This is a genomic window from Hymenobacter bucti (genome assembly GCF_042681145.1).
GTDB classification, from domain to species: Bacteria; Bacteroidota; Bacteroidia; order Cytophagales; family Hymenobacteraceae; genus Hymenobacter; species Hymenobacter bucti.
This window is the reverse complement of the sequence record NZ_JBHUFD010000001.1, coordinates 751,792-767,951: the sequence shown is the minus strand read 5'-3', so window position 1 is coordinate 767,951 and position 16,160 is coordinate 751,792. Positions and strand designations below refer to the sequence as shown.

The following is a 16,160-nucleotide window of genomic DNA, read 5'->3' as shown; positions in this document are numbered from 1 at the left end:
AGCGAGGGACTAGCGCCGATGGAGTTTACCTTCACGCTTCCTATGCCCAAAATTCGCTATTCTGCTTGGTTACTGGTAGCTGCTGGCCTGTGCTGGCTGCTCTTGCTGCTTAGCACTTTAAGCCGCGGCCAGCCCATTCCAGGCCTGTCGGCCGACTGGCCGCGCTGGCTGTTGCTGCTGGCCCAAGCCGGCTTTGCCTCCTGCATATTTGTTTACATGCGCGTGCAGCCCGACGCGCTGGTAGGCCAGAATTTTATTGGCCTGCTGCGGGCGCTTTTCCGCCGGGGGCTTGCGTTGAGCGCGACCCTGTTGGTGCTCATTGGCCTCGAATACCTAGTGGCGGCGCATACGCTGCCGCTGCCCGGCAATATCACGACGGCCGTTACGTACACCGTGGCGCTGGCGCTGTTCATCATCTTTCTGGCCGAAACTCTCTACGCCTGGCGGTCACTCGTCAGCTTTAGGGGCGGGGCTAAAATCCGGCGTGAGTGGCTGGTTTTCGAGGTAACCCTAGGCCTTGTCTTGCTCATGCAGCTGCTGGTCTGGCAAATGTCGCCGGGGCTGCGCCTAGGTATCGGCATTGGGCTGGCGCTCTTCGGCGTGTACCTGAGCGGGCACCAGCGCTGGGTAGCGTACCTCAATAGCTCGCAGAAGTGGCAAGCCATCCTGCTGCAGCTGGGCGTGCTGGGGTTTGCGCTGCTGTTTTTTTTCTACCTGCGCGATGCGCAAACCAACCCCGTGCTGCTTGTGCCGCCCACGCAGCTCTCTTTTCTGGTTCTTACCTCCTTCTTCGCTAGCTTCTACGCCATTGCGGGGCTTCTGATTACGCTGTTTAACCTGCCCATTGCCGAGGTTTTTGAGCAGCGGCGGGCCGAGATTCTGGGCTTGCAGCACCTGAGTCAGATTATTCAGCGGGGCCAGTCGGCCCCGGAAATCTACCAGATGCTGTTCAATTCCGCCATCCAAACCATCAAGGCCAATGCGGCCGTACTGGTGCCCCAGCGGCAGCCCGGCGAGCTGGCTAAGCACCCGCTGGCGCCTATGTTCTACCAGCTTGGGGCGGCCGACATTCCGTTGCTGGCGCCCTTGCTTACGCCCTCGCCAGACACCACGCGCATCGCGGAGCTGATTGACAACAGCCTGGAGCGCTCCAAGCGCCTCGCGGCGCTACCCACTACCTACGGGGCCGTGGCGGTGCTGCCTCTGCAAAGCCCGGCGCACGACTACGGCACGCTGCTGCTGCTGCACAACGAGCCGCACGCCTTTGATTCGGAGACGCTGAGCATCCTGCACACGTTCACAGCGCAGACGGTACTCAGCCTCGAAAACCTGCAGCTCGCCAAAGAATCACTTATCAACCAGCGCACGCAGGACGAACTCCGCATTGCGGCTTTGGTACAGGAGCGGCTCATTCCGAAGCGCTTGCCCACCGACGATTGGTTTGAAATCAGCACCTACGCCCAGGCGGCCAAGGAGGTAGGCGGCGATTTCTACGACTTCCTGCACTTGCCCGGCCAGAAGCTGGCGGTACTCATCGGCGATGTGTCGGGCAAGGGCGTTACGGCCGCCTTTCACACGGCCCAGATGAAGGGCATCTTCCACGCCTTGATGCAGGCCAACCCCCTGGCCAAGAAGGAGCGCGACCGCTACCCCGACCCGCACCGCTTCATGGTGCAGGCCAACGAGGCGCTCACGCACTGCCTAGAGCGCTCCTCCTTTATTACGGCCGCGTTTTATTTAATTGATTATCAGGCCGGCGGCTTTAGCTTTGCGCGGGCCGGACACTGCCACACGCTGTACTATCATTCTATTAAAGAAGAAGTCAGCTACTTCCGCACCGAGGGCCTGGGCCTAGGTATCATTCGTGATGCGGGCTACGAGAAGCACGTCAAAAATCAATTTTGGGATTATAATCCCGGCGATGTCATGGTGATATACACCGATGGCATCGTGGAGGCCCGCGACGGCGAGGGCAACGAGTACGGCGAAGACCGCCTGCTCCAGATGCTGGAGGCGTGCTTTTACCAGTCGGCCGAAGAAATCAACGCCCACCTGCGCCGCGATGTGCAGGATTTTAGCCAGGGCCAGCCGCTGCACGACGACCAGACGCTGCTTGTCATCAAGTTCAAAGCGGCCCAACCCCACACCTAGCCCTACGTATGGGGCACTATTATGAAAGTAACGACGCACGCCACCACCGATACGCTCACCCTCGTTCTTGACGGTGAGTTAGATGCCTCCTCCGCCGTTGTGCTCGATGCAGAACTCAACAAGCCGGAGATACTAAACTACCATAAGGTACTCGTTGACTGCCAGCGGTTGAGCTATATCTCTTCGGCGGGCCTAGGGGTGTTCATTTCGCACTTGCAGCGCTTGCAGGACTCCGATGTGAAGTTGGTATTCTTCAACATGCAGGAGAAGGTATTCAACGTATTCGAGATTCTTGGTCTCGATTCGCTCATGAACATTGTCCCCACCGAGCAAGAAGCGCAAGCCGCCTAGTAAGAAGTTAAGAGCTAGGAGTTGAGAGTTAAGAGTAGTCGCTCAGGCTACTACTAAGCTCCTGACTCTTAGTTCTCAACTCTTAACTTTTAACTTCTATGACCAGCCACCTTCGCATTGCTTGTTCGCGCCAGAACCTCCAGCAGGTGCGCGACTTTGTGCGCGGGTTTTTGATAGCGGGGCAACGCAACGAGGTAGTGGTCAACCAGGTGGTACTGGCCGTAGATGAAGTAGTAGCCAACTTTATTATTCACGCCAATGGCGAGGACGCTAACCAGTTTCTGGACCTGATGCTGACGCTCACCGAGCTTCGCCTCGACGTGGAAATTGAAGACCAGGGGCACACTATTTTTATCCCAGCCTCCGTGTCTCCCAATCCCGATATGCGCGAGTATATTCGGCAGGGACGCCGGGGCGGCATGGGAATGGCCTTGGTATCGCGGATTATGGACCAGGTAGAGTTTTTTGAGCGCAATGCGCACACCGTTTGCCACCTGAGCAAGACGCTTAGCTAGCTTTACACACCTACCTAGATGGGGCGCCCGTGCGAGGAGGAAAATCCTTCGCTCGGGCGCCCCATTTTTTATTCCGCTCTTGGGGTCAGTCAATCCCGGCAATTTTCTTCGTAAAATTGCACCAGCATTGTGTCCATAGCGTTGGGAGCAAACTTCTAACCTCAACTGGACTGATTCTGCTTACTTTTTTCTATGCAATTACGCCTTCCGCTGGCCGGCGCTGCCGCTGCCACGCTGTTGCAGCTGGCCGCTTGCCAGACCAGTAAACCCACCGCTGCGGCGACTACGGCACTCACTGGCTCGGCCGCCGCACCGGCGGGCAGTGGCCCGGCCATCGAAACGCTGGGCACGTACCAGGTCCCGGCCAGCGAGTTTGGGTACGTTTATAAGAAAAACAACGGCACCGCGCCCGACTACGGCACGCGCCAGAGCGTCACGGACTACCTCACGCTCTACACCAACTTCCGCCTGAAGGTGCTGGATGCGGAAAAGCGGGGCCTCGACACTACGCAAGCCTTCCACCGCGAGCTTGATGGCTACCGGCAGCAGCTGGCCCAGCCCTACCTCACCGAAAAAGGTGTGACCGACCAACTAGTGCGCGAGGCTTACAGCCGCATGGGCCAGGAGGTAAACGCCTCGCACATTCTCATTCGGGTAGCGCCCGACGCCAGCCCCACCGATACGGCGGCAGCTTACCAGAAAATCATGACCCTGCGCCAGCGCGTGACGGGTGGTGGCGAGGATTTCGGCGCCGTGGCGGGCAGCACCAGCGAAGACCCGTCGGCCAAGGAAAACGGCGGCAAGCTTGGCTACTTCACCTCGATGCAGATGGTGTATCCGTTCGAAACGGTCGCCTACCTCACGCCCGTGGGCCAGGTGAGCCCGCCCATCCGCACGCGCTTTGGCTACCATATCATCAAGGTAAATGACCGCCGGGCGGCCCAGGGCGAGATTAAGGTAGCCCACCTCATGGTACGTGTGACGCCGCAGGCCCCCAAGGCCGACTCAACCACCGCCCACAAAAAAATCAACGAGCTCTACGGCCGCCTGCGCAAGGGCGAAAGCTGGAACAAGCTCGTGGCGCAGTTTTCGGAAGATGCGGGCTCGGCCGCCAACGGCGGCGAGCTGCCGCCCTTCGGCACGGGCCGCATGATTCCGGCGTTTGAGGAAGTGGCGTTTAAGCTGCAAAAGCCCGGCGACCTCTCGGCCCCGGTGCAAACGCCCTACGGCTGGCACATCATCAAGCTGCTCGAAAAGCAGCCGGTGCCCTCATTCGCTACCCTGGAGCCGACGCTCAAGAGCAAAGTCGCCAAGGACTCGCGCTCGGAGCTGAACCGCACGGCGTTCCTCAAGCGCGTCCGCCAGGAAGACCAGTTTGTGGAGAACCCGACGGGCAAGACCGTGGCTTTTGCCCAGGCTGATACCGCACTGGTGAAAGGCCGCTTTAAGTTCAACCCCGCTACCCTCACGGCCGCCAGCGGCGCCAAGCCCTCGAAAAACGCGGCCAAAAACGCGGCCAAAACCGGTGGCGACAAGCAGCCGCTGTTCACCATCAAGGGTAAGCCCTACTTGGTAAGCGACTTCCTTACCTACGCGCAGCAAAACCAGCGCCCGCGCCCCACGGCGCAGCCGGCTTTTGCCATGCAGCAGCTCTACGACCAGTACGTGGACCAGAGCCTGACCGAATTTGAGAAGAACAGCCTCGACACGAAGTACGAGGACTACCGCATGCTCGTGAAAGAGTACCGCGATGGCATTCTGCTGTTCCAGCTCATGGACGAGAAAGTGTGGACCAAAGCCATTGAGGACACGGCTGGCCTGCGCAAATTCTTCGTGGCTAATCAGGCCAACTACCAGTTTGGGCAGCGGGCGCGGGGCACGGTTATCTCGGCGGCTACGCCGCGGCTGCTGGCCCGCGCCCAGCGCGAGCTAGCCACCCGCCGCTACCCCGTGGCCGGCCGGGCCGGCACGGTGCTGGTGCACTTCCGGCCCGGCACGGTGGCCCTAGGTAGCGCCAACGGCACGGCGGTGCTCAACGACCTCGCCAAGCGCATGGACCAGGACACGGCCCTCACCGCCACCGTGGCGGGCCACATTAAGCGTGGCGAGAGCCCGGCCCTGGCCCGCCAGCGCGCCACAGCCGCCGTCGACTACCTCACCAAGACAGGTAAGATTGAGCGTAACCGCCTGACCGTAGCCCGAGCCGCCACGGCTACTGCCGACGGTGACACGCGCCTGACGGTGTATAGCAGCGCCACCGGCGTGCTCGAAGCCAGCCTGAACGCCCAGAACCCGCTGGCCGTGCAGATTCAGCAGCGCACGTTCCAGAAGGGCGACAACAAGGTGATGGACGACTACCTCACGCGCCCAGCCGGCACTTACACCGTGCAGCGCGATGGCCGCCATTACGCCGTTATCGTGCAGCAGGCGCTGCCCGCCGGCCCTAAGGCACTCGGCGACGCCCGCGGCCAGGCCACCAGCGACTACCAGAATTACCTCGAAAAACAGTGGATTGAGCAGCTGCGCCAGCAATATCCGGTGCAAGTTAACGAAGTCCAGGTCAACAAGCTGGTTACCAAATAAAAGCTTGGTTCTGCCGTTTGGCTCCTGTCTATTTCAGAGGCCTAACGGATTTTCTTACCGCCCATTCGCGTTACGGCCGCACGCCCGGCAACCATTTGCCCCTTCCGCGGCTCTTTAGTTTATGCAACTCCTCCTTAAGCGTCTGCCTACGCTCGCTATTCTGGCGCTACTCTCGCTGCTGGCGGTGCCGCACACCAGCCAGGCCCAACTCGGCATCAGCCGCCCGCGCGGGCAGGAGCTGGTCGATGGTATTATTGTGAAGGTAGACAACCAGATAGTCCTGCGCTCCGAAGTCGAAAACATTTATGGCCAGGAACTTGCCCGGGCCCAAGGCAAACCTTTGCCGCCCGATTTGAAGTGCAAAATCCTGCAAAGCTTGGTGCTGAACCGTCTGATGCTCGCGCGCGCCGAGGTCGACTCCGTTACCGTAACCGACCAGCGTGTAAACTCGGAGCTTGACCGCCGCATGGCCTACTTTGTGCAGCAGATAGGCTCGGAGAAGAAGCTGGAAGAGATGTACAACAAGCCCTTGCGGGCCCTCAAGGAAGACCTACGCAGCCAGGTGCGCGACCAGCTGGTGCAGCAGGAGATGCAGGAGAAGATTGCGGGCAAGACGGCCGTGACGCCTCGCGAAGTAAAAGAATACTTCGAAAAAGTACCCAAGGACAGCGTACCGTACTTTTCTACCGAAGTAGAAGTGGGCCAGATAGTTATTCCGGCCCAGGTAAACGATGCGGCTAAGCAGGCCGCCATTGCCAAGCTCAACGAGCTGCGGGCGCGCATCCTGGCCGGCGAGAAATTCGAGCCCCTAGCCAAGGAGTTTTCGCAAGACCCTGGCTCGGCCGTGGAAGGCGGCTACCTAGGCTTCTTCAAGCGCGGCGAGCTGGTGCCACCCTACGAAGCCGCCGCCCGCAAGCTTGAGCCCGGCCAGCTGTCGCCGGTAGTGGAGTCGCAGTTCGGCTTTCACCTCATTCAGCTCATTGAGCGCAAAGGGGAGTCGTACTCGACGCGCCACATCTTGCTGAAGCCCGCTACCGGTACTACCGACGTGAGCGCCTCGGCCACCAAGCTCGCCCGCATCCGCCGCCAGATTTTGAGCGACAGCATCTCATTTGCCAAGGCCGCTAAGGAGTATAGCGATGACAAAGTGAGCAGCGCCAACGGCGGCTTGCTCGCCAACCGCCAGGACGGTGGCTCGCGCCTGCCGCTTGATAAGCTCGACCCGGCCATCTTCTTCACCATCGACACGATGAAGGTGGGCCACATCACCCCGCCCCTGCCCTACCGCACCGACGATGGCAAGGACGCCATGCGCATTCTCTACCTCAAGTCGAACATTCCGCCGCACCAAGCCAACCTGACGGACGACTACCAGAAGATTTCGCAAGCCGCGCTGGCCCAGAAAAAGAGCCGCGCACTGGACGAGTGGTACGATAAGAACCGCAACACCGTGTACCTGGAAGTAGCCCCTGAGTACGATTCGTGCAAAGTTCTGACTGCTAGTACCACTGAGTAAGTAACTTCTATTCGTGCTCCTAGGTCGCTTGTTTGCCACAACAGACGACCTAGGAGCATTTCCGTATTTATTAGATACCCTTTAGCTAATGGCTCAATTTCAGAACGATAAGGAAGCTGCCGACTCGCTTACCCGCGCTTATCAGCAGTTGCGCCAGGAAATTGGGAAGGTCATCGTGGGCCAGGAAGAGGTCGTGCGGCTCGTGCTCACGGCCGTGTTCGCGCAAGGCCATTGCCTGCTAGTCGGCGTGCCGGGCCTCGCCAAAACGCTGCTCGTGCAGACCATTGCCGACTCGCTCGACCTCTCCTTCAACCGCATTCAATTCACGCCCGACCTGATGCCGTCCGACATCGTAGGCTCGGAAACCTTGACGCAGCAGCGTGATTTTCAATTTGTGAAAGGCCCGATATTCTCGAATATTATCCTGGCCGACGAAATCAACCGCACGCCGCCCAAAACCCAGGCGGCGCTGCTGGAGAGCATGCAGGAGTACGCCGTGACGGTGGCCGGGCAGCGCTACCCGCTGGCGCGCCCGTTCTTCGTGCTGGCCACCCAAAACCCGATTGAGCAGGAAGGCACCTACCCGCTGCCCGAGGCGCAGCTCGACCGCTTCATGTTCAACATCGAGCTGGGCTATCCTAGCTACCAGGAGGAGCTCAACATCGTTAAGAACACGACCTCCGACCGCAAGCCGGTCGTGAGCAAAGTCTTGCATTCCGATGACATCCAGGCCTACCAGGCGCTCGTGCGCCGCGTGCCCGTGGCCGACAACGTAGTAGAGTACGCCGTGGGCCTCGTGCACAAAACGCGCCCCAACGGTGAGCGCGCCGCACCTAGGGCCAAGCAGCTGCTGGAATGGGGCGCCGGGCCGCGCGCCAGCCAGTACCTCATTGTGGCTGCCAAGTGCAACGCGCTGCTGACCGGCAAATACTCGCCCGATATTGAAGACGTGCGCGCCGTAGCTTTGCCCATTCTTCGCCACCGCCTCGTGCGCAACTTCAAGGCCGAAGCCGAAGGCGTGACAATAGAGCAGATTGTGAAAGAACTACTTTAGTCAGTTATCAGTCATCAATTACCAGTTATCAACCTACTAAATAGGAGGTGGTAACTAAAGTTGATAACTGATAATTGATGACTGATAACTGAAGAAATGGAAGCCCAAGCTTACTACCAGCAATTTGAGCGCAACGTGCGCATCATCCTCGATGCCCTCGCCGCAGGCCTCGACCTGCGTACCACGACGCTCGAAACCAGCCTTCCCCTCGAGGTGTACGTGCTGTGCGAAGTTCTTAACCAAGGAGCCGGTGAGCACTTCACCCTGTCGGCGACGGGCGTGGCTCGCTTAGCCGAGTTTCAACAGCAGTTCATGCGCCACGAAAACCAGACGCTCGCCGCCATGCAGCGCCTGCTGGCCGACAAGCAGGCCATAATGCGCACGCCCGAGGGCCGGGTCCTGACCAAGGAAATGCTCATCCGCCGCCTAGAGTACTTCAACGAAGCTGCCCGACAAGTCAATGTCATGCGCACGCAGCAGGCCCTAGGTAGTCCCCGCCAATACCCAGAATCGCAGATTAAACGGATTTAACGGATTACGCAGATACGCCCGCCTGCGGCGGGCTGACGATGCGAACGCAGGAGCGGCTTCGCCGGCTCTTTTTACGAGCTAGCCGAAGACTGTTCTGCGTTCGCATCGTTAGCCCGCCGCAGGCGGGCGTATCTGTGCCATCCGTTAAATCCGTTTAATCTGCGATTATTAAGTGGCCCGCGGCGGCGTGGCGTATTTCGGTGTGGCCGTCTTTGCTGTGCTGAATGTCTAGGTCGCCGGCCGGCTCTTTTTTGAGGGCGGTGGGCACCTGGGCGCCCGAGTTGGACTTGGAAATGGTGACGCCGCCATCCACAAAGTAGATGGCACCCGTGACGTAGCTCGCCTCATCGGAAGCCAGGAACAGGTACACGTTGGCTACTTCTTCGGTGGTGCCGCGGCGACCTAAGAGCGCGCCTTCCACGGTCTGCTTTTCCATTTCGGCGGCCATGGGGCCGGTTTCTTTGTGGGTCCAGGCCGTGTCGATGGGGCCGGGACCCACGCAGTTGGCCCGCACGCCGTATTTGGCTTGCTCGCCAGCAATGCCTTTGGTGAAGGCATGGTTGAAGCCCTTAGTGCCACCGTAGGGCGTATTCATGGGCGCGCCCATGTGGCCCGCCTCCGAGCCCGCCGTCACGATGTTGCCACGCGTTTTCTTCAGCTCGGGCAGCGCGGCCCGGCTCATGTGAAACGTGGTGTAAATGTTGTTCTTCACCATGTACTCGAAGGCCGCTACCGGGTACTCGTCGAGTTCGGCGGTGGCGGGGAAAGCGCCGGCATTGTTTATCAGAATATCCAGCTGCCCAAACTGCCCTACGGCAGCCTGCACGCAGGCTTCGGCCACGGCCTGGCTCGCTAAGTCGCCTTCAAAGGCCGTGGCGCGGCCGCCAGCGGCCGTTATCTCGTCTACCACCGCCTGCACGGGGTCTTCGGGCAAGCCCGCTACCACCACGGCGGCGCCTTCTTTGGCAAATTTTTTGGCGATAGCCTCGCCGATGCCCGAGCCGCCCCCAGTTACGATGGCCACTTTACCTTGTAGTCTGTTCATAGGAAGTAAAGAAAAAAAGCGTGAAGTTTGCCTTCCTTACTGGCTTCCTATTCGGGGGGTTGCTGCTAATTTGCCCCGCTGTTGCCCTTATTTCGGACTCGTAACTTCCTGTGCTCGACACTAATCGCCTGCAACTACGTCCTTATCAAGCCACCGACGCCGACGCATTTTTTCGGGTGCTCGACCAAAGCCGGGCGCGTTTACAGCACTCATTTCCCGACCGCCTGCGGGCCGTGCCGACCCTAGCCGACGCGCCTACCCAACTTGCGGCCTTCGCCCGCGACTGGCGCACGGGCCGCTTCTATGTGTTTGGCATCTGGCATCGCGCCAACCAAGCCTACCTAGGCGACATTTGCCTGATGCCCCAGCGTGGGGGGCAGGCCGAAATAGGCTATTACCTGGCTCTTGAAGCCGAAGGCCACGGCTACGCCCGTGAGGCCCTTGGCGCCATCGTGCAGTTTGGCTTCGAGCAGGTGCAGGCCGAACGGCTGCTCATCCGCTGCTTTGCCGACAACAAGCGGGCCCAACAGGTAGCTCAGGCCCACGGCTTCCAGTTGCTGGCGCAGGAAGAGCCAACGCGCCCCTGGTTCCACTTCAGCTTCTGGGATAACACCCCACCCCAAGCGCCCGCCATCCTCCACTTCATCCGCCCAAAATCGCAGATTAAACTGATTTAACGGATGGCGCAGATACGCCCGCCTGCGGCGGGCTGACGATGCGAACGCAGAGCGGCCTTCGGCTAGCTCGTAAAAAAAGTTGGCGAAGCCACTCCTGCGTTCGCATCGTCAGCCCGCCGCAGGCGGGCGTATCTGCGCCATCCGTTAAATCAGTTTAATCTGCGATTTATTGGGTTACTCGGGCGCGGTGGCCTACGTTGCCGAGCAGCCAGTCTTGGCGGAAGTTGAGGTATACGCCGAACGAGAAGTCCAGCAGCTTGGCGTTGAAGTCGTACACGGGCTCGACGCGCACCGTCACGGCGGCCGCGTCGGAGATGCGGAAGTCACGCAGCAGGCGCACCAGCAGCAAGCGCCGCTCGGGGTCGGTGTAGCCGGGCGTGCCCTCGCGGGCAGCCACCGACTGGTAATAATTACCACCTAGGGGCGCGTAGAAGCGGTGCCCCTGCCAGTAGCTCAGCATAAGGTCGGCGTAGCGCGTTTCGAGCGTACCGTTGAGGTACAAGCCGTTGCCATTCTGAAACGGCAACCGGTAATTTCCCATCGAGTGGTCGTCGAAGAGCAGGCCATAAGCATTAAGGCGCACGGCTTGCAGCACGCGGCCTTTAAGCGGCAGCCGGGCCACCACGCCGGTAGCGTAGTTGAATAGCGTTTGGATGGGCGCGTGCAGCGTATCTATCTGCCCGCCCGCGTGCCGCGCTGTGAATTGCAGCGGGATGGAAATAGCGACTGGGCTGTTGTCACCCGTCATGCGAAAGCTGCTGCTGAGGCCGCCGGCTATCTGCTCCTGGTAGTTAGAGCCGGGGTACTCCTGGCGCAGCCAATCGACCCACGCATCCAGAAAAACCCGCTTACTATTTAGCCGGTATTGCAGGCCCTCTTCTAATGGCTTTAGTATTACTTGCTCAAAATCAAGCAATGGCTCGATATAGTTATGATTGAGGTGCGGGCGGATATTACCAAAGATGAATTGCTGGTTACCTTTCGTCCAGGTAGCCCGGAAGGTGGGGCGCACCTGCCGGAGTTGCGAATTACCAAAATCTTTCCACAGAAACACACCGGCTTCGAGGCGCAGGTCTTTGATGGGATAATAGACGAGCTGTGGGTTTAACTGCGTGCCAAACAGCGTGTAACCTTGCACGATATCATTAAAATACTCATTATCTTTGAAGAATGTGAAGGCGTTGAGCGAGAGGCGCAGGTCACCTTTTTCAACCGTTCTTGCTAGGTCAAATGCTTCGTTTTCTGCAAAAATAGAATCCGCTACTCCTTGCTGACAACCGAAGCATTCTTCAATTCTAGGCCTACTTTGGAGCCCTGGCGTAGGTGATGTGAACGCCTGATTGTTTAGCTGCGCCTGCGCCGGACTGGCCATAAATAGCACAGCCCCAAGGCATCCCAAAAATTTTAGAAAATTCCTCATATATTTCCGCCCCCAACGGCACAAAACCGCGGGCCGCTGTGTTAGAAAAAGCCGCCTGAGAACGGCCGATGCGCGGTTAATCTACCGCTTATTCGGACCTTGCGTAAGTGAGTTCAGCCCGATAAAAGCACCAAACCTAACTACTTTTTTACCTAATTTCCCCGACATGGCAGTTGCAACTGACAAAGCCGAGAAAACCACCACCAACGCGGCCACTGAGAAAGCTAAAGCGCTTCAGCTAACGCTCGACAAGCTGGACAAAGCCTTCGGTAAAGGCACCGTGATGAAGCTGTCGGACCAGAAAGTCAACGACATTCCGGCTATCAGCACAGGCTCGCTTTCGCTGGACATTGCCCTCGGCATCGGCGGCTTGCCCCGCGGCCGAGTGGTAGAAATCTACGGCCCCGAATCGAGCGGTAAGACGACGCTGACGATGCACGCCATTGCCGAAGCCCAAAAGGCGGGTGGCACGGCGGCTTTCATCGACGCTGAGCACGCCTTCGACCCGAGCTACGCCAAGAAGCTAGGCATCGATGTAGATGCTCTTCTCATTGCGCAGCCCGACAACGGCGAGCAAGCCTTGGAGATTGCCGACCAGCTAATTAGTTCGGGCGCCATTGACATTATTGTAATTGACTCGGTGGCGGCCCTTGTGCCCAAAAGCGAGCTTGAAGGCGACATGGGCGACTCGAAAGTGGGCCTACACGCCCGCCTCATGAGCCAGGCCCTGCGGAAGCTCACTGGTACCATCAACAAGACGAACTGCCTCTGCATCTTCATCAACCAGCTGCGCGAGAAAATCGGCGTAATGTTCGGCACTCCCGAAACCACGACCGGTGGTAACGCTCTGAAGTTCTACGCTTCAGTACGCCTCGACATCCGTCGTATCGGCCAGATTAAGGAAGACAAAGACAACGTGACCGGCAACCGCACCAAAGTAAAAGTGGTGAAGAACAAGGTTGCGCCCCCCTTCAAGGTAGTAGAGTTTGATATCATCTACGGCCAGGGTATCTCGAAAGTAGGCGAGATTGTGGACCTAGGCGTGGACATGGGCATCATTGCCAAGTCGGGCTCGTGGTTCAGCTACGGCGCCAACAAGATTGGCCAGGGCCGTGAGGCCGTGAAGACGCTGCTGCTCGATAACCCCGAGCTAGCCGACGAAATCGAAGCCAAGATTCGCACCATGGCCAAGGGTGATACTGATGTCATCCCCGTGGACCTGAGCGGTCCTGAGGACGGCGACGACACGCTCTAAGCCGCGGCTTATTGACTAACAAAGCCTGCTACCAAATGGTAGCGGGCTTTTTTTGTGCCCTAGGGTGGTTTGGCTCGCACTATATTGCGTAGCTTGCCCAGCTTATTGTTTATATCCTATTTTTGTCTTGGCACTTTGTTTGTAATTATTCCCTAGGTATTGCGTTACGTCTATCCCGTTTATGACCCGTCGCTGGCTACTCTGTCTTCCGTTATTACTGGCCTGCGTGGCCTGGGCGCAGCCGGCGGGCTCGGCCGAGCCAGTGCGCGTGTGGCCCAACCCGAGCTTTCGGGCCGGCGAAACCATCCGCTACAAGGTTCATTACGGGCTGATTAACGCGGCCGAAGCAGTGGTAGAAACCTCTGGTTCGCTCGACCGCGTGGCCGAGCGGCCCTGCTACCGCGCCACCGTGAGCGGCCACACCACGGGCTCGTTCGATTTCTTCCTGCACATCCGCGACCAGTGGCGCTCGTACATCGACACCACCAGCATCTTACCGCTACGCGCTACGCGCGACATCACCGAGAAGGGTTACCACAAGAAGGAAACGGTAGACTTTGACCACCGGCGCGACATCGCCGATGTGCAAATCCATGACCGGGAAAGTCCTACTCGCACGGCGTACAAAATCCCAAATAATGCGCAGGAGCTAGTGAGCGGCTTCTATTATTTGCGAACCCTACATTACGAACATATGAAGCCCGGCGACGTCATCAAAATGCCCGGCTTTTTCGACGAATCGACCTTCAATCTGGAAGTTACCTTCAAAGGCCGCGAGCTGGTCGAAACTAAAGCCGGCATCGTGCACGCGCTGAAACTGGTGCCCAAACTGCCGAATAACAAGATATTTCGCGGCGAAGACGCCATCAAGATTTACCTGTCCGACGACCGCAACAAAATTCCAGTACTCTTTCAAGCTGAGCTCTTTGTGGGCTCCGTAAAAGTTGACATGTACAAGTACGATGGCCTGAAGAGCCGGCTCAACATCGTGAATGCTCAATAAGTATCTAGCGTGACCCCGGCCGCGCGGCGCGTCACACAACGGTAACATGCTGCTGGGTGGCCGGCTGGTATTTTTGCACTGCGAAAGTCCTTCCCCCTTTCGCTCAGTTACCATGGCTGCTTCCGTTGCCCCCCGGGCTACCTCAGCAAAAACGCCTACTTACAAAATTCTAGTAGTCGACGACGACCCCGACATTGTTGAGCTGCTCGAATTCAATCTGAAGAAAGAGGGCTACCTCACTGCTTCGGCCAATGATGGCCGCCGGGCGCTGGCAATAGCGCAAGACTTTGTGCCCGACATCATCTTGCTCGACGTGATGATGCCCCAGCTCGATGGTATTGCCACGTGCCGCCTGCTGCGCGAGCAGCCCCGCCTCAAAGACACCTACATCATGATACTCACGGCCCGCTCCGAGGAATTTTCGGAGGTCGCGGCCTTCGATGCCGGCGCCGACGACTTCATTGCTAAGCCCATCAAGCCTAGGGCCTTGCTGAGCCGCCTAGCCGCCGTAGTGCGCCGCGACCAAGACCCCCACGCCGGCGTAGAAGCCATCGATATTAATGGCCTACGCATCGACCGCACGGCGTTTGCGGTGTACCAAGATGGCAAAAAGATAACGCTGCCCAAGAAGGAATTTGAGCTGCTCGCCTTCCTGGCCGCCGCGCCGCACAAGGTATTCAGCCGCGATGAGCTGCTGCAAAATATCTGGGGCAACGACGTGTTCGTGCTGGCCCGTACCGTGGATGTGCACGTGCGCAAAGTGCGTGAAAAAGTAGGCGACCACCACATTCAAACTATTAAGGGCGTAGGCTATAAATTTAACGCCGACTAGCGAGCTACTTCTTAGCTCGCAGCGGCCTCTATGAGCCAACTGCGCTGGATACTGCGAGGACTGCGGCGAAGCACCTCTTTGCTGTCTCGCCTCGCTTATTTCACCCACTCGGCCCGCTACAAAACGGTGGAGATTTCCTCGCGCACCATTGCCCTGCTCATTGCCCTGCTGGTCGCATGCGTGCTCACCACGTTTGCCTACCTAGGGCCCGGCCTGCCGGTGCGGCAGGCCTTTTTGGCGGGCGGCGCCACGATAGCCGCCTGCTTTTTGCTAGTGTACCTGGCGTTCGAAGCCCTCATCTTTCGCGAAATCAACGGCATCTACGCGGGCCTTGAACATATTAAGCGCAAAGAGTTTAAGAAGCTGAGCAACCGGTTCCTATTTCGGCCCGAGCCCCTCAAACGCCTGCGCGACGAGATTCTGGAAACGGCCGAGCGTCGCCAGCAGGAGTTCGACGAGCTCAAGCGGCTGCAAGTACTGCGCCGCGAGTTCCTGGCCGACGTATCGCACGAACTGAAGACGCCGCTGTTTGCGGCCCAGGGCTTCGTGCACACCATTCTCGACGAAGAAGAGGACGACGAGGATGGCATGGACCCCGCCACCCGGCGCAAATTCTTGCAGAAGGCCGCCAGCAGCCTCGACGCGCTCGACACGTTGGTGCAGGACCTAGTAACCATCTCGCAGCTCGAAAAGGGCGTGGTGCGTATGCGCCGCCAGCGCTTCGACCTCGTGGCGCTGGTGCAGGAAATATTTGAGTTGCTGGAACAGCAAGCCGGGCGGCGGGGCACTACCCTAACGCTCTTCCCAACCCCGTTGCCCGAAGCTGGCCTGCCGGTAGTGGCCGACCGTAACCGCATCCGGCAAGTACTCATCAACTTAATAGACAATGCGATAAAGTACGGTCGCGAAACCGGCGGGCAGGTAGTGGTATCGCTCGTGGCAGGCCGCGAGAGCGTACGGGTGACGGTGCGCGACAACGGGGCCGGCATCGCGCCCGAGCACCAAGCGCGCGTGTTCGAGCGGTTCTACCGTGTCGAGAAGAGCCGGACCCGCGCCGCGGGTGGTACCGGTCTAGGGCTGGCCATCAGCAAGCATATAATTGAGGCGCACAAGTCGAACATCCGTATTAAAAGCGCGGTGGGCGAAGGCACGGCGATGGAGTTTAAGCTACCTCGGCCGAAAGAGGTGCGCGTGTAGCTCGCATCTACTCTGGCAATACAACTTACC

The 16,160-nt window shown here is 58.9% G+C and carries 14 protein-coding genes; 12 read left to right on the top strand and 2 right to left on the bottom strand.

Features of this window, described 5'->3' with window-relative positions; all coding sequences use genetic code 11:
• Positions 1 to 42: 42 nt before the first annotated feature.
• The 7 genes from ACFSDX_RS03125 (at position 43) to ACFSDX_RS03095 (ending at position 8,701) form a co-directional block, all read left to right on the top strand.
• Positions 43 to 2,151 (top strand): PP2C family protein-serine/threonine phosphatase, encoded by a 2,109-nt coding sequence (locus tag ACFSDX_RS03125; RefSeq protein WP_382311720.1) that lies wholly within the window; start codon positions 43 to 45, stop codon positions 2,149 to 2,151.
• Between the two features lie 21 nt (positions 2,152 to 2,172).
• Complete coding sequence (locus tag ACFSDX_RS03120) at positions 2,173 to 2,502, top strand: STAS domain-containing protein (protein ID WP_382311719.1); 330 nt, start codon at positions 2,173 to 2,175, stop codon at positions 2,500 to 2,502.
• A gap of 98 nt (positions 2,503 to 2,600) precedes the next feature.
• Positions 2,601 to 3,017, top strand: coding sequence for an ATP-binding protein (locus tag ACFSDX_RS03115; RefSeq protein WP_382311718.1), 417 nt, complete (start codon positions 2,601 to 2,603; stop codon positions 3,015 to 3,017).
• A gap of 192 nt (positions 3,018 to 3,209) precedes the next feature.
• Positions 3,210 to 5,600, top strand: a complete 2,391-nt coding sequence (locus ACFSDX_RS03110) for a peptidylprolyl isomerase (protein ID WP_382311717.1) — start codon at positions 3,210 to 3,212, stop codon at positions 5,598 to 5,600.
• Between the two features lie 121 nt (positions 5,601 to 5,721).
• On the top strand, positions 5,722 to 7,116 hold the full coding sequence (locus ACFSDX_RS03105; protein WP_382311716.1) for a peptidylprolyl isomerase: 1,395 nt from the start codon (positions 5,722 to 5,724) through the stop codon (positions 7,114 to 7,116).
• An 88-nt stretch (positions 7,117 to 7,204) separates the two neighbouring features.
• Complete coding sequence (locus tag ACFSDX_RS03100; protein WP_382311715.1) at positions 7,205 to 8,170, top strand: AAA family ATPase; 966 nt, start codon at positions 7,205 to 7,207, stop codon at positions 8,168 to 8,170.
• A 96-nt stretch (positions 8,171 to 8,266) separates the two neighbouring features.
• Positions 8,267 to 8,701: a hypothetical protein gene (locus ACFSDX_RS03095; protein WP_382311714.1), complete on the top strand. Its 435-nt coding sequence runs from the start codon at positions 8,267 to 8,269 to the stop codon at positions 8,699 to 8,701.
• Positions 8,702 to 8,855: 154 nt separating this feature from the next.
• On the opposite strand, the gene ACFSDX_RS03090 is transcribed toward ACFSDX_RS03095, so the two are convergent.
• The gene (locus tag ACFSDX_RS03090) at positions 8,856 to 9,746 is read right to left on the bottom strand and encodes an SDR family NAD(P)-dependent oxidoreductase (protein ID WP_382311713.1); all 891 of its coding nucleotides are present in this window, start codon (positions 9,744 to 9,746) and stop codon (positions 8,856 to 8,858) included.
• A 110-nt stretch (positions 9,747 to 9,856) separates the two neighbouring features.
• Between ACFSDX_RS03090 and ACFSDX_RS03085 the strand changes: the two genes are divergently transcribed.
• Complete coding sequence (locus ACFSDX_RS03085; RefSeq protein ID WP_382311712.1) at positions 9,857 to 10,423, top strand: GNAT family N-acetyltransferase; 567 nt, start codon at positions 9,857 to 9,859, stop codon at positions 10,421 to 10,423.
• Positions 10,424 to 10,589: 166 nt separating this feature from the next.
• Here ACFSDX_RS03085 and ACFSDX_RS03080 read toward each other — a convergent pair whose 3' ends face one another.
• The gene (locus ACFSDX_RS03080) at positions 10,590 to 11,561 is read right to left on the bottom strand and encodes a hypothetical protein (protein ID WP_382311711.1); all 972 of its coding nucleotides are present in this window, start codon (positions 11,559 to 11,561) and stop codon (positions 10,590 to 10,592) included.
• Positions 11,562 to 12,009: 448 nt separating this feature from the next.
• Here ACFSDX_RS03080 and recA point away from each other — a divergent pair, with 448 nt between their 5' ends.
• From recA to ACFSDX_RS03060, 4 genes are all read left to right on the top strand, one after another.
• Positions 12,010 to 13,098: a recombinase RecA gene (gene recA / locus ACFSDX_RS03075; RefSeq protein WP_382311710.1), complete on the top strand. Its 1,089-nt coding sequence runs from the start codon at positions 12,010 to 12,012 to the stop codon at positions 13,096 to 13,098.
• A 181-nt stretch (positions 13,099 to 13,279) separates the two neighbouring features.
• Positions 13,280 to 14,101: a DUF3108 domain-containing protein gene (locus ACFSDX_RS03070; RefSeq protein WP_382311709.1), complete on the top strand. Its 822-nt coding sequence runs from the start codon at positions 13,280 to 13,282 to the stop codon at positions 14,099 to 14,101.
• Between the two features lie 112 nt (positions 14,102 to 14,213).
• The gene (locus ACFSDX_RS03065) at positions 14,214 to 14,933 is read left to right on the top strand and encodes a response regulator (protein ID WP_382311708.1); all 720 of its coding nucleotides are present in this window, start codon (positions 14,214 to 14,216) and stop codon (positions 14,931 to 14,933) included.
• A 78-nt stretch (positions 14,934 to 15,011) separates the two neighbouring features.
• Positions 15,012 to 16,130: a sensor histidine kinase gene (locus tag ACFSDX_RS03060; protein ID WP_382311707.1), complete on the top strand. Its 1,119-nt coding sequence runs from the start codon at positions 15,012 to 15,014 to the stop codon at positions 16,128 to 16,130.
• The last annotated feature ends 30 nt before the right edge of the window (positions 16,131 to 16,160 follow it).